The sequence below is a fragment of the Actinobacillus indolicus genome, from assembly GCF_004519515.1.
GTDB lineage: Bacteria > Pseudomonadota > Gammaproteobacteria > Enterobacterales > Pasteurellaceae > Glaesserella > Glaesserella indolica_A.
Window position 1 is genome coordinate 257,969 of the sequence record NZ_CP038145.1, and the last position, 20,783, is coordinate 278,751.

Genomic DNA, 20,783 nt, shown 5'->3' on the forward strand with positions numbered 1-20,783 from the left:
ATTCCTTGCGTCTCTATTCAACTTTATCATTCACTACTACAGGAATTAATTCTTCCTTACGTAAGAAATTCTGCTCTCTAAAGTTAATCGGAAAATGGCAAGCAAACTCATGTTGGCGGAATTTGCGTAATGGCGGTTTTACTACACATTTTTTCTGAGCAAAAGGACAACGTGGACCTAAACGACACCCAATCGGCATATCTTGGAGCATCGGTACAGTTCCTTTCAAGGTATTTAAACGCCCTTTAAATGGTAGCGGTTTAGAAAAATCTGGCACACTATGTAAAAGTACGGATGTATAAGGATGATAAGGGGTTTCCATTATGGTTTCTTTATTGGCTATTTCAACAGTCTGTCCGCAATACAGAACGTTAAACGAATCCACCCATTTATACACACTCAACATATCATTGCTTACCAAAATGATTGATGTACCTAGATTTTTATTCATACTTGAAAGTAATCGGTAAATTTGGAGCTGTGTCGTGGCTTCCATCGTATTTGTTGGTTCATCAGCGACTAATAAACGTGGTTGATTTGCGACCGCCATCGCAATCATCACTTTTTGCGCTTCACCTTCGGTAATATCCGTTGGATAGCTTTGCATAATATCTTTATGATCTTTAATCCCAACTTTATGCAATAACTCAATCGCTTTTTTCTTTTTCCATCCAAAACGCTCCCACCACTTGCCTTTAAAGCGGATAGTTTCCATTAATTGTTTACCAATTCGTTCACTCGAGTCTAAACACGAAAGTGGATCTTGGAAGATCATCGAAATTTGATCCCCCACTAATTTTCGACGTTGATAAGGAGAGAGTTTTAATAATTCAATATCATTAAAACGAAAGCGATCAGCCGTAATAATCCATTCATCCTTCACCAAACCACAAATCACTTTTGCGATTAAGCTTTTTCCTGAACCAGATTCCCCGACAAGCCCACAAATCTCACCGTTATCAAGTGTGAGATTCACATCATCAACCATTTTAATACGTCCATTTGGGGTATTGATTTCAATACTTAAATGTCGAATATCGAGTAATGCCATCTTTCCTCCTAATAACGATATCTTTCAAGGACTCTTACAATGCTATTGCCTAGCATAGTAATAATCAAAATAGTAAAAATAATCGCAATACCTGGAAGAATCACGGTCCAAGGGGCAATATAGATCAACTCAAGGGAATCACGAATCATCGCTCCCCATTCTGGCGTAGGGCTTGTTGCTCCTAGTGAAATGAAACTTAAGGCACTAATATCAAGCACAGCAATCACAAAAATATGAGAAAGCTCTTTTACCGCAATCACTGTAAGATTCGGCAACACCACTTCACGAATCAAATCCCGCTTTCTTGCTCCTTCTAAACGTAAGGTAATCACATACTCCCTTTTTAGCTCACGTTGCGTCATTTGATAAATTTTATGAATAAAATGGGGCAACATAGCTAAGAAAATGGCAAGCATTGCATTCACTAATGAAGGTTCCATTAACGTCGCAATAATGATGGCGATCAAAAGAATAGGCGTAAATAAAAAGGTATCAAACAGATGGCTTAAAATAAAAATCGAACCGCCTTTTTTCGTCCCTGCGATAACACCAATAATGCCACCCAAAATCCCAATCGCAAGGGTAATCACTAAAGCAGAGCCAACGGTATAATAAAAACCATAAAGAATACGGCTAAAAATATCTCGACCTAAATCATCTGTACCAAAAAAATGGCTAATTTGCCCATTATCACTCCATGATGGTGGCATGAGTTCCTTACCTGCAAATTGCAGATCGGCAGAATAAGGGGCGAAAAAATAGCCAAAAAACACCAATGCGATTAACAACAGAAATAAATTCACACTGATCAACGCAAAGGTATCTTTTCTCAACTCTATCCAAAATTGGCGTAAATAGGCCGATTCTCTAAATTGTTCTGGATCTTGGTTAACTAACATCGTATTCACTATTCTTTATCTTATTGATTGGTGTACCAATCTTTTTTCTGAGATGGGTCAAGCAAGCCCGTCAATAAACTTGCCAATAAATCGACACTTAAAACAAAAATCCCAATCGCCATCACGCCAGCAGAAATGGCATGATAATCCTTCAACGCAAGAGCGTTGATCATCCAACGCCCAACGCCGCCCCAGCTCACCACATTTTCAATCAGCATAGCGAAAGCAAAAATCAGCGTCATATTACGAGCAATCATCGGAATCAAGGGTGGTAATGTATTTCTTAACACGTGTACCCACCAGATTCTCATCGGTGACCAGCCCCTTGTTCTCGCGACTTTCACATAATTCTGCTTTAACACATATTCCGTCCGCAATTTTGTGATTCGCATCATTTCAAGGGTTGCAGGCACGGCTAAAACTAACGTTGGTAAAGCGAGATGATGTAAAGCACTTTGTATCATTTTTAACTTATAAGGCGAGTCCGATAAGAAGATATCTAAGGTCTTCACCCCTGTAATTGAAGGCACATGATAAATCGGATGCAATTCTCCCACCGCAGAAATTGCCCAATCATGACTAGATGCATAAGCAAGTAGGACAATCGCTAGCCAGAAGACTGGCACAGCAAGACTTAGTGAACCCAAAGTGCCAAGTAATTTACCGACAATATTTTTATGCTGAACCGCCGATAAAAAACCTAATGGAATACCTAAAACCAACGATAATACCAAAGCCGACAAACAGAGAGAAATCGTCGCAGGGAACACGCTTAAAATCAGTTTAGTTAATGGCTCACCTGTCATTTCACTCAACCCCAAATTTCCATCTAGAAGCTGTTGAAGATAGAGCCAGTAGCCCGAAACACCTTGCTCAATAAAGGAATAATGGGGATTTCTTAACAAAATCAGATAGCTAATACAGGAAAGAATCATCAAGGAAATAATGACCAAAAATAGCTTACGAATCACAGAAAGCAACATATTATTTCACCTTAATTTTAGATAATTCTACTTGCCCAAAAGGACTGATTTTGACATTTTCTACGGCATTGTTCACTACCAGTAACCGCTTGACATTCAACAACGGAAATAAAGGTAAACGCTCTTCGAGTAACGCTTGAATCTGCCGATAATAAGGCAAACGCAAGTTAGGATCACTCTCTTTTTCTGCTTGATTTAATAATTCATCAAATTCCAAACTACACCAGTTTGACAAATTCGTCACTGCATCTTTAAGGCGACAGCTCAAAATAGAAGAAAGAAAACTATCGGGGTCAAAGTTATTCGCCAACCATCCACTTAAAATTAAGTCATAGTCTGCCGTTCCTTTCTCCAACTGTTGAATCAAATAAGCCCGACTGACCTGTCTCACATCAATCTCAATCTCCACTTTTCCTAATTCTGAGCGAATGTATTCCGCCATTTTTAACGGATGTAAATTGTAAACCCGTTTCTCATCAATCACCCATAGGATCAAGCGGTCAGATTCTGCATTTTTTTTACGAATATCCGGCTGATAAGGATAACTTGTTGGATTCGCTTCTTGGTATAATGCTTTCGGTAACACATTTTGTGGTATATCTGCAACTCCATAAAATAGAATTCGAGCAAGACGTTCACGGTCAATGCTCTGTGCAATTTTCTGCCGTAACGCAGGATCTTTGATTTTATCCTTCTGAAAATTAAAGGCTAAAAAGGCTAAATTGGCCCCTGCTGTTTCAACGACATAGCCTTGCTCTTTTTTTAGTGAAGCGATTTGACTAGGTTCAGGAAATGCCGAAATATCACACTCTTTATTCATAAATTTCGCCATACGCCCTGTGCCCGACGTAGAAAAATCAACAACCATATTGCCAATATTGGCTTTTTCACCCCAATAACGTGGATTCGGCTGTAAGCGGACAAAATCATTTTGCACATAATTTTCTAACTGATATACCCCTGTTCCCACAGGCAAAATATCCAGTTGCATCAAATTTTCATCGGCATTTAACTGTAACGCATACTCTTTAGATAAAATCACCGCATATTGACTAGCCAAATGCGCCAGAATAGAACTATCAGGCTCAGATAGTTTGATTTTTACCATGTGAGCCGACGGTGCAGAAACCGTAGCAATTTTATTTCTTAAATCAATACTTTCAAAATAAGAGAAATGCGCACGATCTGCAGTCATAGGATGACGAATTTTTTGTGTAACTTCTTGATTTAACTCGGGAAGTTCATCAACTTTTCCTAATACTCGATTTAATGAAAACAGTACATCTTCACTGGTTAAATAACGGGTTGGCGTAAACCATTTAGTATGGTGAAAAGAAACTTTCTTCCGTAAATAAAACGTAATTGTTAAACCATCTTCGCTCACTTCAAAACGTTCTGCCAATGCAGGTTTTAAGCGATTCTGCACAGGATCAAACTCAATTAATTTGTCATAAATCTGTTCCGTCACGACATTCATATTGGAGCCTGCATCCGCTTTTTGTGGATTAAAGGAAAAACCTGAAGCGCTCGTACAGTAAACTAAACTGTCTTTCAATAACGGCTGTGGAATTTTAGGCGATGCGTAAGCGGGTAGATTTGCTAAAAAAATTGCAAAAAAACCACAGAATCTGACCGCTTGTCGAACTGTTTTCATTTACTTACCAATCCCATAAGTGCGTAGTTTATTGGCAATCGCAGTATGAGAAACCCCTAAACGTTGTGCGAGTTTACGAGTACTTGGATATTCCGCATAAAACTTACGTAACAATGAAGCTTCAAAACGATTCACCAATTCTTCTAGTGAGCCTTGTTCTAAATGCGTAATTTCAAAATGATTGACCACTTCTTCTGGTAAGTTTAAATCGACCGCACGTAAATGATCTTGCGCCAAAGAGCAAGCTCGATAAATGGCATTATATAATTCACGTAAATTGCCTGGCCAATGATAACCTTGCAATGCTTTAATAAATTGCTCATCATAGCTCGGTTTACGAATCCCTAATTGCTGGCTAATTTGCGTAATAAAATAATCAGCCAATAAGGTTAAATCGCCTTGTCGTTCCCTTAAAGGCGGTAAATTCAGGGTTAATACATTTAAACGATGATAGAGATCTTCTCGAATCTTTCCTTCCCCAACTAATATATTCAACGGTTTCTGTGAGGTGCAAATGACCCGAACATCTACTTGAATTTCTTTATCTTCTCCAACACGTCTAAAAGAGCCATCATTGAGAAAACGCAGTAATTTCCCTTGCATTTCAAGCGATAATTCAGAAATAGAATCAAGTAAGACTGTTCCCCCATGGGCATACTCAAAAAAGCCCACATGAGTACGATCACCACCATGGTGCCCAAACATTTCACTCTCGGCTTCTTCTGCTGGAAGTCCTGCACAGTTCACCGCAATAAATTTTTGATCTCGGCGGAAACTGAACTGATGGCACGCTTTGGCAAACAGATCCTTTCCAGTCCCCGTTTCCCCCTGAATAAGTAAAGGCATATTTAAGGTAGCAAACTTCTTCGCTTGTTCAATTACAGCCTTCATTTTGGCACTTTTTGTCAAAATATGATCGAAATCGCTATTTTGATTTGCCATAAACTGACGCAAATCTAATTGCATGGTTTGTTGAGATTGTAGGGTCACCACATAACCTAACGGACGGTTTTGTGCATATTCCCAAAGCTCAATGGGGAGCAAATCCATACGCCAAACTTGGTCATTAAATTGAATTGGATGAGAAACAGGTTGTAAGGTGGTAGGTAAAATCGAACGCCCTTGCTGTAAAACCCATTGATACCATTTGGTGCGATTCAAATTGACAATGATCTCATTTAACTCAACGCCTTCTAAAGAAAGAATATCTTGTTGCTTTTTCTTAGGCAGTGATTGACGATAAATTGGTAACAATAGTTTACAGGCTTGAGAATTGGCAAAGGCAATTTTGCCATTCAAATCTAAGGATAAAACAGGGTTTGGTAAGGCTTCAATTAATGCACGTAGCTCAAGATTCTTACGTTCTTGGGGTAAGTGATAAATTTCTTGTACGGCGGTAATACTTGGAATATTCTTTAATTGACTCACAAAATTGGCTTTTTGAGCCTCTTCCATGGCTTCCGTACGTAAATATACTAAGCCTTTTTCATCAAGTTTCTGAAGCTCAATGCCTTCTAAATTGATCCCTTGGGTTGCCAGTAAACCTAAAATATCTTGAGCGACACCGACACGTTCAATACATTCAATCGCAAATCTCATGTTTCATCCTTACTTATGCAAAATAAGCCGTCAATCTGACCGCTTATCATACTCTTAAAAAAGTAATTTGGAAACTTTTGTTTACAAAAATGCCGCTTAACGCGGCATCAATTTAGCTATCATCTTCATCATCATAACCATGATACTCGTCATGGTTTATCGCTGAACATCCATATTGTTCTAACTTATGTTTAGTGAAATTAGAACGCGCTGCCGAACTCTGATTATTCAAACTAATCACACCAATCATGGCATTATTGCAGTGATGTTTATTTACAAAGACCAAATTATAGCCCGACTCACGGATATAGCCGGTTTTATTAACGGCCGCATCAAAGATCTCTTCACGCACTAATCTATTGGTATTTTGAACAAATACATTACGATGTCCAGCCTTAATATAGGCCGCTCGCGTATTGGATAAGGTATGAATTTGCGGATAATTTAATGAATATTTTGTTAATTTGACTAAATCAATCGCACTTGAAATATTCAGACTCGACAAGCCAGAACTGTCATGAAAACGGGTGGAACGCATTCCTAACTGTTGCGCTTTTTGATTCATTTTTTGAATAAATTGCGCTTTGCTCATCCCTGTTGCTCTTGCTAAAGCATGGGCAGCATAGTTATCTGAATGTACTAACATTGCCGTTAATAATTCCTTACACGCAATCGGCGTATTCTTAGGCAACTTCGTTCCAGTCCCTTTTATATAATCAGCATCTTCACTAGAAATAGCGACAGCACAATTTTTGTTCTCATTATTCTCTAAAAAGATAATTGCCGTCATCAGTTTCGTCACAGAGGCAATCGGTTGAACATTATTTGGCGCACGACTTTCTAACACTCTATCGTGTGTAAAGTCATAGACGACATAAGATTGAGCCATGGCAAATGCTGGCAAACAAAATAAATAAGGAAATAATTTTTTTAACATAATTTTTTAAAAATAAAAATCCAACTTAATAAGATCATTAAGTTGGATTGAAAAAATAATAGGATAAATTAAGAAATCGTAGTGCCTTCTGCTGTTCCTGTTACCACTTCTTTTAATGCACCAGGTTTACCCATATTAAATACACGAATTGGCATACCATGGTCACGAGCAAGAGTAAATGCCGCTAAGTCCATTACTTGTAACTCTTTATCAATCACTTCTGCGTAAGTGAGATTTTGATACAGTTTTGCATCTGCATATTTCGCTGGATCTTTATCATACACGCCATCAACTTTTGTTGCTTTCAACACAACATCGGCTTCGATTTCGATACCACGTAAGCAAGCTGCTGAATCCGTAGTAAAGAATGGGCTACCTGTACCCGCAGAGAAAATAACCACACGTTTTTCACGTAACATTTTAATCGCTTCTGACCAGTTATAGGTATCGCAAATCCCGTTTAATTGGAACGCTGACATTAATTTTGCATTCACATCCGCACGATGTAACGCATCACGCATTGCTAAACCGTTCATGACAGTCGCTAACATCCCCATGTGATCGCCAACAACACGGTTCATTCCTGCTTTAGCTAATTTTGCACCACGGAATAAGTTACCGCCACCAAGTACCACGCCAACTTCGACGCCCATTGCAAGTAACTCTTTGATTTCTAATGCCATTCTATCTAAGATAGAAGGGTCGATACCAAAGCCTTCATCACCTTGTAATGCTTCACCACTTAACTTTAACAAAATACGTTTATAAATTGGATTGCTCATCTTGACCTCTGTATAACGGGTTTTGGGAAAAAATCGGACTATTATAGATTATCTTCAACGGAGATCAAAGTAGGGTGCCACATAGAATTTCTTTTTTATTTTCGGTAAAATCGCCACTTCTTTATTTATTCCATCATAACAATGAATACATCTAAACTTATTGCGACATTAACTAGTCTGAGCTTAGCCATTTTAGCTAGCTATTTAATGCTACTCGGTTCAGGCTTTTTTCCAACGCCTGAAATCAGTAATATTCTTTTATTAACCTTTGTTATCCTATTGGCAAATGTCTCTAAGAAGGCGTTTTATTATCTCTTTTTCCCGATTGCCACTTTATACGCCTTATACACGCCCGTTGGCTTAACGTTCGGGCCGCCTTCTTATCAATATGTTGCCTCTGTTTTTGCAACAGATATTCAAGAAGGCAAAGAGTTCTTTAGCCAAATTCCATTCATGAACTTTGTGGCTTGTTTTACGATTTTTATTGCACTTATTGCATTTCGTTGGATAACGCAAAAATGGCAAATTCAATTTCATCGCAATAAAACCTTACTTGTGCTGGGTATCGCATTAGTGTTTGCATCTACTCCACCCTTTAAATTTTTACAAGAAAGTGTGGAATCTACCCTAGAAGTCAAAACGGAACTTGATAGGCTAAACAGCATGACGATTGAAAGCCAATGGGGAACATCACACCTCACGGCAGACAGTCGCTATGATGATTATATTCTTGTCATCGGCGAAAGTGCCCGTAAAGATTACCATCATGCCTATGGCTACCCTGCGGAAAATACGCCATTTATGAGTAGCGCAAATGGAGTCTTAATTGACGGCTTAACGGCGGGCGGAACAAATACCATTGCTTCACTCAAATTAATGCTCACCAAACCTAACATAGAAAAATGGGAAGGCGACTATGGATTAAGTATGGTCGATCTGGTGAAATCCGCTGGAATCAAAACCTACTGGCTCTCTAACCAAGGCTACATCGGGACCTTTGATACCCCTGTTTCATCCCTTGCCAATAAGAGTGAAGAAAAATTCTTCTTAAAATCAGGGGATTCTTTTAACCAAAATATCAGTGATTTTGATTTATTACCAAAGTTTGAACAAATCATTGAACAAAAGGCTACGGGAAAACGTTTTATTGTCGTGCATTTATACGGCTCTCACCCGATCAGCTGTGATCGCTTAACGGACTATCCAAAAATGTTCGATGATGAAAAAATCGGTAAAAAATATGCAAACGTAAACTGCTATGTTTCTTCTATTAAGAAAACAGACGAAGTCTTAAAACGCTTATATGAAGCACTTCGTAAAAATCAGCAACAATCTAACCGCTTGTTCTCCATGGTTTACTTTGCTGACCACGGTTTAGCCCATGATATGAGTAAAGAGGAAATTGCTATTCATAACAGCAGTGGAAAAAGCAAACTTCACTTCGATATTCCCCTATTTAAAATATCAAGCGATGACACTGAAAGAAAAGCGTATAAAGCGATGAAATCGGGCTTAAACTTCACAGATGGCATTGCAAAATGGATAGGGATCAGTAATCCTAAATTAAATGCCGAAGCCGATTTATTTAGCCCAACGCCAGACAAAGACGATTATGGGTTGAAAAAATTAATTGAGAGCTTTGATGCGAAAGTCGATCCGGCTGTGCCAATTCCATAAATCAAAGTGTGGGTGAAATAACGCCCACCCTTTGAAAAATCTTACTGACGAGCCATTCTTTGATTTTCAGGTAGCGATTCAAAATTAGAACGGAACGGATTAATATCTAGCCCACCACGGCGGGTATAACGTGCATATACAGTTAATTTCTCAGGTTTCGCAAACTGCATTAAGTCACAGAAAATCCGCTCCACACATTGTTCATGAAACTCGTTATGCTCACGGAATGACACGATATAGCGTAAAAGTTTCTCTCGATCTAACCGCTTGCCGACATAATGAATCTGTACACTTCCCCAGTCTGGTTGAGATGTAATCAAACAATTTGACTTCAAAAGGTGGCTGACCAATCTTTCTTCAACCACTTCCCCGCTTGCAATATTTTGCAAAGCTTCAGTCGAAAATTGATAGCTATCAATATGAATATCTTGTTCATCAATACATTCGCCCGCAAAATCAACAATAGGTTGCTGTGTAAAATCTGATAATTTGTAAATTTTCACGCTGATCTGACCGCTTGCACATTTTGTTAAATCCGCTTGGATGCGCTGTTGAACCTCTTCTAAAGAGGCAAATCGGGTTTGATTAAAGCTATTTAAATAGAGCTTAAAACTTTTGGATTCAATTAAGTTTTCACTGCGAAAATCAATAGACACATCAGCAATAGCAACTTGGGGAACGCCTTGTGGATTTAGCCATGAAAGCTCATAGAGCGTCCAAATATCTGCCCCTATCGTAAAGGGTTGTTCCACTGTAATGCCTAAGCTATCACGGTTTAAACGACGAGGAACTGCTTGTAATAAATTGGGATCATATTCGCTTTTGTATTCTGTTTTTTGCCCAAGTGTTAAGCCTGAAAGACTCTCATCATTGTAGTTCATCCTATTTCCTCATATTCAAAAAAAGGAATTATGCTACCGTAAAAATCCTTAGGACACAAAATAAAAAAATCCCCCTACAAAGAGGGGGATTTTAATGCTAGGTTAAAGGGTGATTACCATTGGTAACCGATACCCACAGAACCACCGACATCACCACGGGTATTCGCGTTACCTTGTAATTTAAGGATTAGCTTACCGTTGTCAGAAGCACGTGAGTAACCCACTGCCACCGCTGATTGACCTTTGAAGGTACCAGCTGATGCTGCAACCATTGATTTACCTGGGATGTAAACTTGTGGTAAACCTGCTGCTGCGTTCGCACCTGCGATACCTGCACGTAAGTCTTTGTTGTTACGGTTGATCTTGTTGTGAACATCACCAAATTTATTGTTAATGTCACCTGCTAGGCTATATAACTGGCTACCATTTACAGCATCAGTACTTGTGCTAGAAATTGTACCTGGTGCAACGTTAGTAATTTTCGCTGCTGAACCATCTTTCTTAGCCACTTTCACATCGCCATTCACATCACCGCTGATCACAGGACCAGTAGCGCCGCCAACTTGAACACTCGTAAATGTTGGAGTCATTGAAGTTGCAACCGCAATGTTATTACCATTACGTGTAATTTCAATGTTGTTACCCGCGTTCACATTTACAGTATCGCCAGCTTTCACTTTGCTTGCTGTCTTATCGCTTGTGTCAACAAGTTTACCTGTTGTGCCTTCAACTGCTGCTGAGTTCACGTTCCAACTTGCGTTGTTTACAGTATTAACAAGTGTAGTTGCATTCACGAAGTTTGCACCGTCTGTTGGCGCTGCAATGCTACCGTTTGCATTTGTCGTTGTTGCATTTGCTGTTTTCACATCAAATGTCACATTAACAACATCTTTACCACTTGCATCTTTCGATGTTGTGATGTTCGCTGTTGTACCGTTACCGTTTACATAGTTCACAGTATCGCCTGGGTTTACAAGAAGCGTATTGCCATCTTTGTCAGTTGTTTTCCAACCACTGCCATTGATTGCATCTGCAACAGTCTGCGTTGATGCCACTTTAGTTGGAGAAATATCTCCTTCATTAACAAGACCTGTTGTCGTGTTCGCATTTGCTGAACCAAAGTCCACATTGTAAGTGACGTTAGTACCGTCAACAACAGCTGTTGTACCGTTACCATTGTTGAAGCTTACAGTTTGGCTACCCACCGCAGTTGCATTAGTAGCATTATTGTTACCTGTCATCTTCCACTTCAATGCAGCTGTCGTCGCATTTAACTGGCTAACATTCACAGCATCCGTATCTTTAACACCTGCAGAAACATTACCAATGATATTGTTACCCATATCAATGGTTGAACTTGGTTTCACAGTAAAGTTACTTACTGTTGTGTTACCTGCAACGGTTAAGTTGTTGGTTACATTTGTATTAGTGAATGTCACGTTCTCTGTGGTTGAGATATTAAAGGTTGTGCCTGTTTGCTCAATTCTAATATTGTTACCCGCATTGAGAGTTACTGTGTCACCCGCTTTCACTTTCGCTGTCGCATCAGATGTAGATTCACCTGTTGAACCAGCTACTTTACCTGCAACTGTGTTCCAGTAAACGTTGTTGATTGTGTTCACTACATCAGAAATCGTTGCTACAGTACCGTTAGTAATATCTGCAACCGCTTTACCTGCTGGGATAGTATTACCTGCAGCATCTTTCGCTGTACCATCGCTTACTGAAGATGTACCTGTATTCACATTAACAGAAATATCGCCAGCAGGGCTAACAGTAACATTCGCTGTTGTGGTATTAGTGAAGTTGATATCACCATCCGCACCAGAAGTGATGGTTGGTTTCACAGCTTCAAGTGCACCTGTAGTTTGGTTCACTTTGATTGTTTTATCATCAACTTTTACGTCAACTTTAACAACGCTGGTTGCACCATCAGTGTTAGTGATGTTTACAGTAGTACCTGTACCGTTAACGAAGTTAACAGTGTCGTATGGTGTTACTACGTCTTTAGCTGTACCGTTTTCTTTTAGGTTCCAGCCAGCATTTAGTACGTCACCTAGAGTAGCTGCATTGTTTAGTGCATCACCAGTAGGTTTGTCAGCAGGGTTGTTTGAAGTAGTTGGCGCTTGGATAGTTGTATCTAGGTTGCCAACAACGTTCTTACCACCAACGTTACCGATAGTGATCTTGTCACCTACATTGCCCACAGTCACGCTATTGAAGTCAACATCTTCTGCAGTTGCGAAAGTGAACTCATTATTCACACGTTTAACTGTTAAGTTTTTACCTGCTGTAAATGTCACTTCTTCACTTGGGTTGATCAAGGTTGCATCAGCCATGTCGCCATCAGCTTTGTTGCCACCTGATTTCGCATTCCAGCCTGAGTTGTTAATTGCATTCGCTACTGTCGTTGCATTAACTAACTTCGCACCTTCTGTTGCATCAGCAGGCGAAGTGATGCTGCCGTTAGCTTTTGGCTCAAGTGTAGTTGTCTTAGCATCTACAGTGATTACGCCAGTGTTTGGATTTACTGTTACGTTAGTCGTTGCTGTATCTGCAAAGTTAATGTCACCAGTTGCAGTGGTTGCATTGTTCGGGTCAGTAACTTCTGTTGCTTTGACATCAGCAAGATCGATCGTGATTTCACGAACGCCTGATGTTGCATTAGTTTCACCAGTAACTGATACACGGTCGCTACCTGCGATGAATTTCACTTCGTTTGCATTCTTCACAGTGTCTTTGTAGCCACCAGTTTCGGTAGATACTACCCAGCCCATATTCGCTAAATCGCGAACAGTCGCTGCTGAATTTAAGATGTTACCCGCTAATCCAGTTAAATTCACTAACGGTGAAGTACCTGGGGTAGCTGTGCCACCAGTATTAACGTTAGTACCCACTGGTGTTGTGTTCAATACAGAACCCACACCTGTTAGCTGTGTTGGTTTACCATCAACATTGGTGATATTCAATGAAGATGTTGGTGCAACAGGGTTGTTATTCGCCGCCAATGGACCTTCGTTCACTAACTTCACAGCTGGTGTTGTACCGTTAGATACAGTCACGCTGTTGAAATCTACATCTTCAGCTGTTGCATAGGTAATCTTACCGTCAGCATCTTGCTTAACAGTCATATTCTTACCAGCTGCCATGTCGATGACATCGCCTGGGTTGATGACTTCGTCAGTACCAGAAACTTTAGTACCGCCATTTTCAGATGACTTCAATGTAAAGCCTGATGCATTGATTGCGTCAGCCACAGTCGTTGCGTTGACAAGTTTGTTGCCATCCGCTGCTGCCGGTGCATCAATCTTACCATCTTTACCATCTGTACCATTTGTAAGTTTAGTATCGCCAACAGTTGTTGTTAAGTTTGGATCAGCAAGGTTAACGTCCACTTTAATTTCATTTGAAGTGCCATCAGCACTTGGTGTTACCGTTACAGTTGTGCCGTTACCATTCACGAAGTTAACCGTGTCATATGGTGTTACTACATCTTTAGGTGTACCGTTTTCTTTTAAGTTCCAACCCGCATTTAATACATCGCCTAATGTCGCTGCATTCTTTAATGCATTTCCTGTTGGTTTATCAGCAGGGTTGTTTGAAGTGGTTGGCGCTTGGATAGTTGTATCTAGGTTGCCAACAACGTTCTTACCACCAACGTTACCGATAGTGATCTTGTCACCTGGATTGCCCACAGTTACGCTCTTGAAGTCAACATCTTCTGCAGTTGCGAAAGTGAACTCATTATTCACACGTTTAACTGTTAAGTTTTTACCTGCTGTAAATGTCACTTCTTCACTTGGGTTGATCAAGGTTGCATCAGCCATGTCGCCATCAGCTTTGTTGCCACCTGATTTCGCATTCCAGCCTGAGTTGTTAATTGCATTCGCTACTGTCGTTGCATTAACTAACTTCGCACCTTCTGTTGCATCAGCAGGCGAAGTGATGCTGCCGTTAGCTTTTGGCTCAAGTGTAGTTGTCTTAGCATCTACAGTGATTACGCCAGTGTTTGGATTTACTGTTACGTTAGTCGTTGCTGTATCTGCAAAGTTAATGTCACCAGTTGCAGTGGTTGCATTGTTCGGGTCAGTAACTTCTGTTGCTTTGACATCAGCAAGATCGATCGTGATTTCACGAACGCCTGATGTTGCATTAGTTTCACCAGTAACTGATACACGGTCGCTACCTGCGATGAATTTCACTTCGTTTGCATTCTTCACAGTGTCTTTGTAGCCACCAGTTTCGGTAGATACTACCCAGCCCATATTCGCTAAATCGCGAACAGTCGCTGCTGAATTTAAGATGTTACCCGCTAATCCAGTTAAATTCACTAACGGTGAAGTACCTGGGGTAGCTGTGCCACCAGTATTAACGTTAGTACCCACTGGTGTTGTGTTCAATACAGAACCCACACCTGTTAGCTGTGTTGGTTTACCATCAACATTGGTGATATTCAATGAAGATGTTGGTGCAACAGGGTTGTTATTCGCCGCCAATGGACCTTCGTTCACTAACTTCACAGCTGGTGTTGTACCGTTAGATACAGTCACGCTGTTGAAATCTACATCTTCAGCTGTTGCATAGGTAATCTTACCGTCAGCATCTTGCTTAACAGTCATATTCTTACCAGCTGCCATGTCGATGACATCGCCTGGGTTGATGACTTCGTCAGTACCAGAAACTTTAGTACCGCCATTTTCAGATGACTTCAATGTAAAGCCTGATGCATTGATTGCGTCAGCCACAGTCGTTGCGTTGACAAGTTTGTTGCCATCCGCTGCTGCCGGTGCATCAATCTTACCATCTTTACCATCTGTACCATTTGTAAGTTTAGTATCGCCAACAGTTGTTGTTAAGTTTGGATCAGCAAGGTTAACGTCCACTTTAATTTCATTTGAAGTGCCATCAGCGCTTGGTGTTACCGTTACAGTTGTGCCGTTACCATTCACGAAGTTAACCGTGTCATATGGTGTTACTACATCTTTAGGTGTACCGTTTTCTTTTAAGTTCCAACCCGCATTTAATACATCGCCTAATGTCGCTGCATTCTTTAATGCATTTCCTGTTGGTTTATCAGCAGGGTTGTTTGAAGTCGTTGGAGCTGCAATCGTTGTATCTAAATTGCCAACAACATTCTTACCACCAACATTACCGATAGTGATCTTGTCACCTGCATTACCTACAGTAGTGCTGTTGAAATCAACATCTTCTGCAGTTGCGAAAGTGAACTCATTATTCACACGTTTAACTGTTAAGTTTTTACCTGCTGTAAATGTCACTTCTTCACTTGGGTTGATCAATGTTGCATCAGCCATATCGCCATCAGCTTTGTTGCCACCTGATTTCGCATTCCAGCCTGATGCGTTGATTGCATCAGCAACAGTCGTTGCATTGACAAGTTTGTCGCCACCTGTTGTTGGTGCTTCAACTTTACCATCTTTACCATCTGTGCCATCTGTAAGTTTGGTATCGCCAACAGTGGTTGTTAGGTTTGGATCAGCAAGGTTGATATCAACTTTGATAGTGCTGGTTTTTTGGTCACCCGTTGATACGGTGACATTTGTACCCATACCGTCAATAAAGTTAACTGTGTCATACGGTTTAACAAGATCAACTGCTTTGGTATCGCCTTGTAAGTTCCAACCTGCATTTAGCACATCGCCTAATGTTGCTGCATTAGTCGTTACTGGGTTAGCCGGTGCAGTGCCTGATTCGCCACCATTGATTGTACTTGGTTCTGGTAGTGTAGTGGTTAGGTTAGAAATCGTACCGCCAGTATTGCCTGTACCGCTTGAGATAACAACAGGGTTGGTATCTGTTACATCAGATTTAACTGTGATTTCTTTGAATTCAGGTTTTTCAGCGATTTGGATTTGTACTTCATTGTCAGAAACAACAGTTTGTACATTTTTCGCAGAGTAAGTACCCGCTGTTGGTGCTGCTGTATCACGTGCAATATTTGCAACTGCTGTTGTAGCACCGATAATCGCTAATGTTTCACCAAGTTGTTGCTGTGTACCGTCACCAGCTTTATAAGTTTTATCTAGCGTTTCAGCATCGGTATCTTTATTGGTGTTAGCTGTGATTGTTAATGGTTTAGCTGCTTGTTCATAAACAAAGTATAGCTGTGAGCCGTTGATTGCGTCAGTTGAAGTCTTAGAGATTTCACCTGCAGCGACGTTTTGGACACGACGTTCTGCACCTGCTGCACCAACACTCACCACACCATTCGCTGTCGCACCAGCAAAGCCGCCATAAGTGATATTAGCTACTTTCGCTTCAGTTACAGTGCCTTTATCACCTGCAGTCGTAGTAGTACCTGCTACTTGGTCAGTGTTTAGTACTGGTGTACCAACAGCTGCGCCCGCAGTCGCTTCAGTGCCGTTACCTAGATACACAGAGTTTGCGACTGTGCCAACAGCATTATCTGTGCCGTCTGCATTACGGCTAACATTGCTACCTAGTACAAAGGTATCTGCTGTCGTAATGGTGTTGTTGTTACCAAACGCATAAGAGCGGTCAGCACCTGCACGGATGTAGTTCAGGTCACCGAATGTACCTGCATTGTTTGCTTCAACAACGTGACCAACACCAACAGCGATAGACTCAGTACCAGTAACATTTGAATTTCTACCGATAGCAATAGATGCTTCGCCTGTTACAGTGGTATTTGTACCAATAGCAATGGTATCAACTTTCGAAGAAGCTTTTAGTGCATCAAGCTTGGCTGTCAACTGCTTCTCAATATTCTCAAAATTAGCTTGTGCAGTGGTCAAATTACCTTGTGCACTTGTTGCATTAGCCGTTGCTTTCTGTAGCGCTTCTTTTGCTTTTGCTGCTGCTGCTGCTGTGTTCTCAACATTCTTAATCGCATCAGCATTTGTTGGGTCTAGGGCTGCTACCGCTGCCGCTGCTGCCGCTGCTGCATCAGCTTCTGTTGCATTTGCTTGTGCTGCCGCTAGTTCTTCATTTCTGGTCGCTAGAGCATTTTGTGCAGACAGATATGAGTTGCGGTTACGAACATAGGTAGATTGCATACCCGGTAGTGCATCTGCGTCAGCACGGCTCAAACCAGCTGCTGCATCTGTACCAATTGCGATACCACGCTCACCTGATGCTACGCTTTGTACACCAGAAGCACTTGCGTTGGTTGCGACAGCCATTGACTGGTTACCTGCAGCCATAGATCTGTTAGCCCATGCTGCTGAATTGTGACCAGTTGCCATTGACGAGAAGCCATTAGCAAAAGCCCATGAGCCCATAGCGATAGAAGCGTTGGCATTTTCGGTGGTTTGTGAGTTGGCACCAAATGAAATAGAGCCTTGACCACGTGCATTCGCTTTTGAACCAATAGAAGTCGAAAGCTTATCTTCGGTCAAGGCATTCATACCGATAGCGATACCTTCACCTGCTTTTTCAATCACGCGAGCACCTGGACCTGCTGCAAATGATAGACCAGCTTCAGCAGTAGCGCGATGACCGAAAGCACTTGAACTATCACCAGATGCAACCGAATACGCACCTGTTGCTGTTGCATGTTGTCCTGATGCAGTCGTTGTATAACCTGTCGCTGTTGACCAGTTACCAGATGCAGTAGCAACATGACCTAGTGCGGTTGCGTTTTGACCTATTGCATTGGCAATTTGACCAAATGCTGCTGCACCATTGGTTGCATAAGCATGGTCACCGACAGCGGTAGATACACCCAGAGCTACTCGATCCTTATTATACGCTGTTGCATATCCTGTACGAGAACCTGATGCAAAAGTACCATTACCGATAGCGATACTTGATGATGCTGAGCCATCCTCTACATCGATATGTGCATTACGACCGATAGCAATCGCACCAATCGCACCAGTTGCATCATTACCTTTCACTGTAGTGTTAATACCCAGAGCGATAGAGCCATCATAAGCAAGGGTATTACTACCTAGAGAGATAGCACCACCAGATTTGCCACTAGAACCTTTTGCGGTTGAGTTATAACCGTATGCGATACCATATTCAGATGTAGCAGTTGATTTCACGCCTGCAGTGGTAGAGTATAGGCCTTGTGCACCTGCTGCTTCGGTGATGTTACCGATGTTTTCTACTTTATCACCAGTATTGGCGTTAGTACCGTTATTGGTGTGGAAATAGATTTGACCAACTTGGCTACCCAATACATCTAGGGCTGCATATAGCTGTGAGCCGTTGATGGCATCGGTAGATACATTGGTGATTGCACCCGGTGCGACATTCTTGATTTGACGCTCTGCATCTTTACGACCAACTGAGACATATTGACCTGCATCTGACACTTGACCTGCAAAGCCATCATAAGTCAATGTCGCTGCACCTGAGCCGATGGTAACTGATTTAACAGTTTCCACAGGGGTGACGGTCATACCATCTGTGCCTGCTGTAACATTTTTAACTGTGCCATCAGCTTCGGTCTGCTGAGTAGTAACGACTTCGGTAGAGCTATCGCCTAGCACAACTGAGCCATTAGTGCTTAGAGCAGTAATGTTATTACCTAGTGCAACTGAACGCTCGCCTGATACATTGGTATTTGAACCAAAGGCGATAGACGATTCACCAGTAGAAGTAACGGTGGCATTCGTACCGATAGCGACAGAGTTCGCTGCATACGCAGTAGCGTTCGCACCATAAGCAAGAGCATTGTCAGCTGCTGCAATGGCTGCCGCACCAACTGCGGTTGCGTTAGTTGCGTTAGCAAGTGCTTTATAACCTAGAGCCGTTGCGTTTACTTCTAGAGCATTGGCACCTGTACCCACTGCGGTAGTGAAGTCACCTTCTGCGACTGCACCTGCTGCGATTGCCACACCACCTTTGGTTGATTTTTCAGACTTTGCAGTCATAGCGCCTGCTGTAGATACAGTCTGATTACCAACACGAGCACCTGTACCAATCGCAGTACCTAGTTCGGCACCTGCTTCAACAAATGCTGATGTACCAATCGCCGTGCCAAATAGTTCGTTTGAGTGAGCTTTTTGACCGATGGCCACAGAACCGTCTTTGGCGTAAGTAGTTTCCCACCAGTCAGCAGCAGTCATGCGACCGTCACCATCTAGGTCAATACCGTTTTCAGCAAGCGGTACTCCAACAATGCCTTGGTACTTATCCTTATTAGTTTGGTTAGCTGCAGTACCCATGTCATTACCACCGATAGCAACCGATGAATGACCCGCGACTGTTTGAGCACCAATAGCAATTGACTGATCACCAATAGCACGAGAATCAAAGCCAATTGCAGTCACTTCATTTGATACCAAAGTACCAACTCTGGTGCCAGCAGCATCGGTAATACCTGCACGGTACATTAGCTTATCAGCAGTAAGGCCACCTGATTCGGTATTATAATCAGCGTTGGTAGTGCTAATAGTAGAATCAGCTGCGCCAGTCAGTAATCCACCTAATGAGTTAGAGCCAATAGCAGTTGAACCCTTGCTTTGACCGTTAGCAGTATTGCGGATTAATGCGTCGGTACCAATAACCACCAAGCCTGCTTGGTTTCTCACTGCTGCATTTTGCGCCGCTGTTGCATTTGTACCAACCACAACTGCACTTGAGTTTGCGACTTTGGCATCCATACCAATTGCGACGCCTTTCAGGGAATCTACAACTGATGCGTTATTACCAATCGCGGTGCCGCCTGACTGTCTGATTAAGCCTACGTTAGTGGTATCAAACGAAACTTTGGCACCCTGACCAATTGCTGTACCTCTATCTTGATTGGTTACAGATGCGCCACTTGATGTTGCAATATCACCAGCACTGACAGTTGGGTTTGTGGCAGACCATGTGCCTACCTTAACTTCACCCAAACCACTCACAGGATCACCACCCACAGCCATCGCCGCATAAGCAGAACCTGATGTTGCTACTACAGCGATTGCCGCTGCTAATGCAGACTTCGCTGTGCGTAATGATTTTGTTTTGCCTTTTGAACGTGAAAGTTCAGACGTCGCCACCCAACTTTGCGTTGCGTGGTTCCAAATCACTTTAAAAATTTTATTCATTAAATTAATGTTTCCTAACTAATTAAAAGAAGGGTTATTAATTGTTTTTCTATTTTTTAGATTTTTAGAAAATAGAAAAATAAACATGAAGACAAACTTCAACTGCATTTGTCTATACATCAAATCTATTTGAAAAAATACAAATAGAATTGGTCTATATAACTATACAAAAGAATCAAAAAGATAGCAAAGGGAAATACAAGATATTACAATTCTATGAGAATTGCATATTTATTAAACGAAATGCAAATAAAAAAACACAATTAAAGATTAATAAACAACCTATTAGCAAATA

Annotated in this window: 10 protein-coding genes; 1 reads left to right on the forward strand and 9 read right to left on the reverse strand. The window is 41.3% G+C overall.

Features of this window, described 5'->3' with window-relative positions; genetic code table 11:
- Positions 1-13 precede the first annotated feature (13 nt).
- The 7 genes from EXH44_RS01240 to pyrH form a co-directional block, all read right to left on the reverse strand.
- A complete protein-coding gene (locus tag EXH44_RS01240; RefSeq protein ID WP_162855925.1) occupies positions 14-1,051 on the reverse strand; it encodes a peptide ABC transporter ATP-binding protein in 1,038 nt (345 codons plus the stop codon).
- An 8-nt stretch (positions 1,052-1,059) separates the two neighbouring features.
- Positions 1,060-1,950 (reverse strand): ABC transporter permease subunit, encoded by an 891-nt coding sequence (locus EXH44_RS01245; protein WP_162855926.1) that lies wholly within the window; start codon positions 1,948-1,950, stop codon positions 1,060-1,062.
- Positions 1,951-1,970: 20 nt separating this feature from the next.
- Positions 1,971-2,933, reverse strand: coding sequence for an ABC transporter permease (locus EXH44_RS01250; RefSeq protein WP_162855927.1), 963 nt, complete (start codon positions 2,931-2,933; stop codon positions 1,971-1,973).
- Position 2,934: 1 nt separating this feature from the next.
- On the reverse strand, positions 2,935-4,587 hold the full coding sequence (locus EXH44_RS01255) for an ABC transporter substrate-binding protein (RefSeq protein WP_162855928.1): 1,653 nt from the start codon (positions 4,585-4,587) through the stop codon (positions 2,935-2,937).
- The gene (locus tag EXH44_RS11100) at positions 4,588-5,529 is read right to left on the reverse strand and encodes a sigma 54-interacting transcriptional regulator (protein ID WP_162857505.1); all 942 of its coding nucleotides are present in this window, start codon (positions 5,527-5,529) and stop codon (positions 4,588-4,590) included. It lies immediately after the preceding gene.
- A 769-nt stretch (positions 5,530-6,298) separates the two neighbouring features.
- Positions 6,299-7,123 carry a D-alanyl-D-alanine carboxypeptidase family protein gene (locus EXH44_RS01265; RefSeq protein WP_162855929.1) on the reverse strand — a complete coding sequence of 275 codons (825 nt, stop codon included), beginning with the start codon at positions 7,121-7,123 and terminating at the stop codon, positions 6,299-6,301.
- Positions 7,124-7,191: 68 nt separating this feature from the next.
- Positions 7,192-7,905, reverse strand: coding sequence for a UMP kinase (pyrH, locus tag EXH44_RS01270; RefSeq protein WP_162855930.1), 714 nt, complete (start codon positions 7,903-7,905; stop codon positions 7,192-7,194).
- Positions 7,906-8,046: 141 nt separating this feature from the next.
- Here pyrH and EXH44_RS01275 point away from each other — a divergent pair, with 141 nt between their 5' ends.
- Entirely contained in the window at positions 8,047-9,582 is a 1,536-nt protein-coding gene (locus tag EXH44_RS01275) for a phosphoethanolamine transferase (RefSeq protein WP_162855931.1), read from the forward strand.
- Positions 9,583-9,623: 41 nt separating this feature from the next.
- Here EXH44_RS01275 and queF read toward each other — a convergent pair whose 3' ends face one another.
- Positions 9,624-10,463, reverse strand: a complete 840-nt coding sequence (gene queF / locus EXH44_RS01280; RefSeq protein ID WP_162855932.1) for an NADPH-dependent 7-cyano-7-deazaguanine reductase QueF — start codon at positions 10,461-10,463, stop codon at positions 9,624-9,626.
- A gap of 113 nt (positions 10,464-10,576) precedes the next feature.
- On the reverse strand, positions 10,577-20,488 hold the full coding sequence (locus EXH44_RS01285) for a YadA-like family protein (RefSeq protein ID WP_162855933.1): 9,912 nt from the start codon (positions 20,486-20,488) through the stop codon (positions 10,577-10,579).
- Positions 20,489-20,783: the final 295 nt, after the last annotated feature.

Excerpts from the sequence above, each read along its gene's own strand:
- EXH44_RS01285 (WP_162855933.1), bottom strand. The coding sequence starts at position 20,488 with ATGAATAAAATTTTTAAAGTGATTTGGAACCACGCAACGCAAAGTTGG.
- EXH44_RS01255 (WP_162855928.1), bottom strand. The coding sequence starts at position 4,587 with ATGAAAACAGTTCGACAAGCGGTCAGATTCTGTGGTTTTTTTGCAATT.
- EXH44_RS01240 (WP_162855925.1), bottom strand. The coding sequence starts at position 1,051 with ATGGCATTACTCGATATTCGACATTTAAGTATTGAAATCAATACCCCA.
- EXH44_RS01245 (WP_162855926.1), bottom strand. The coding sequence starts at position 1,950 with ATGTTAGTTAACCAAGATCCAGAACAATTTAGAGAATCGGCCTATTTA.
- EXH44_RS01265 (WP_162855929.1), bottom strand. The coding sequence starts at position 7,123 with ATGTTAAAAAAATTATTTCCTTATTTATTTTGTTTGCCAGCATTTGCC.
- EXH44_RS01250 (WP_162855927.1), bottom strand. The coding sequence starts at position 2,933 with ATGTTGCTTTCTGTGATTCGTAAGCTATTTTTGGTCATTATTTCCTTG.
- EXH44_RS01275 (WP_162855931.1), top strand. The coding sequence starts at position 8,047 with ATGAATACATCTAAACTTATTGCGACATTAACTAGTCTGAGCTTAGCC.
- pyrH (WP_162855930.1), bottom strand. The coding sequence starts at position 7,905 with ATGAGCAATCCAATTTATAAACGTATTTTGTTAAAGTTAAGTGGTGAA.
- EXH44_RS11100 (WP_162857505.1), bottom strand. The coding sequence starts at position 5,529 with ATGGCAAATCAAAATAGCGATTTCGATCATATTTTGACAAAAAGTGCC.
- queF (WP_162855932.1), bottom strand. The coding sequence starts at position 10,463 with ATGAACTACAATGATGAGAGTCTTTCAGGCTTAACACTTGGGCAAAAA.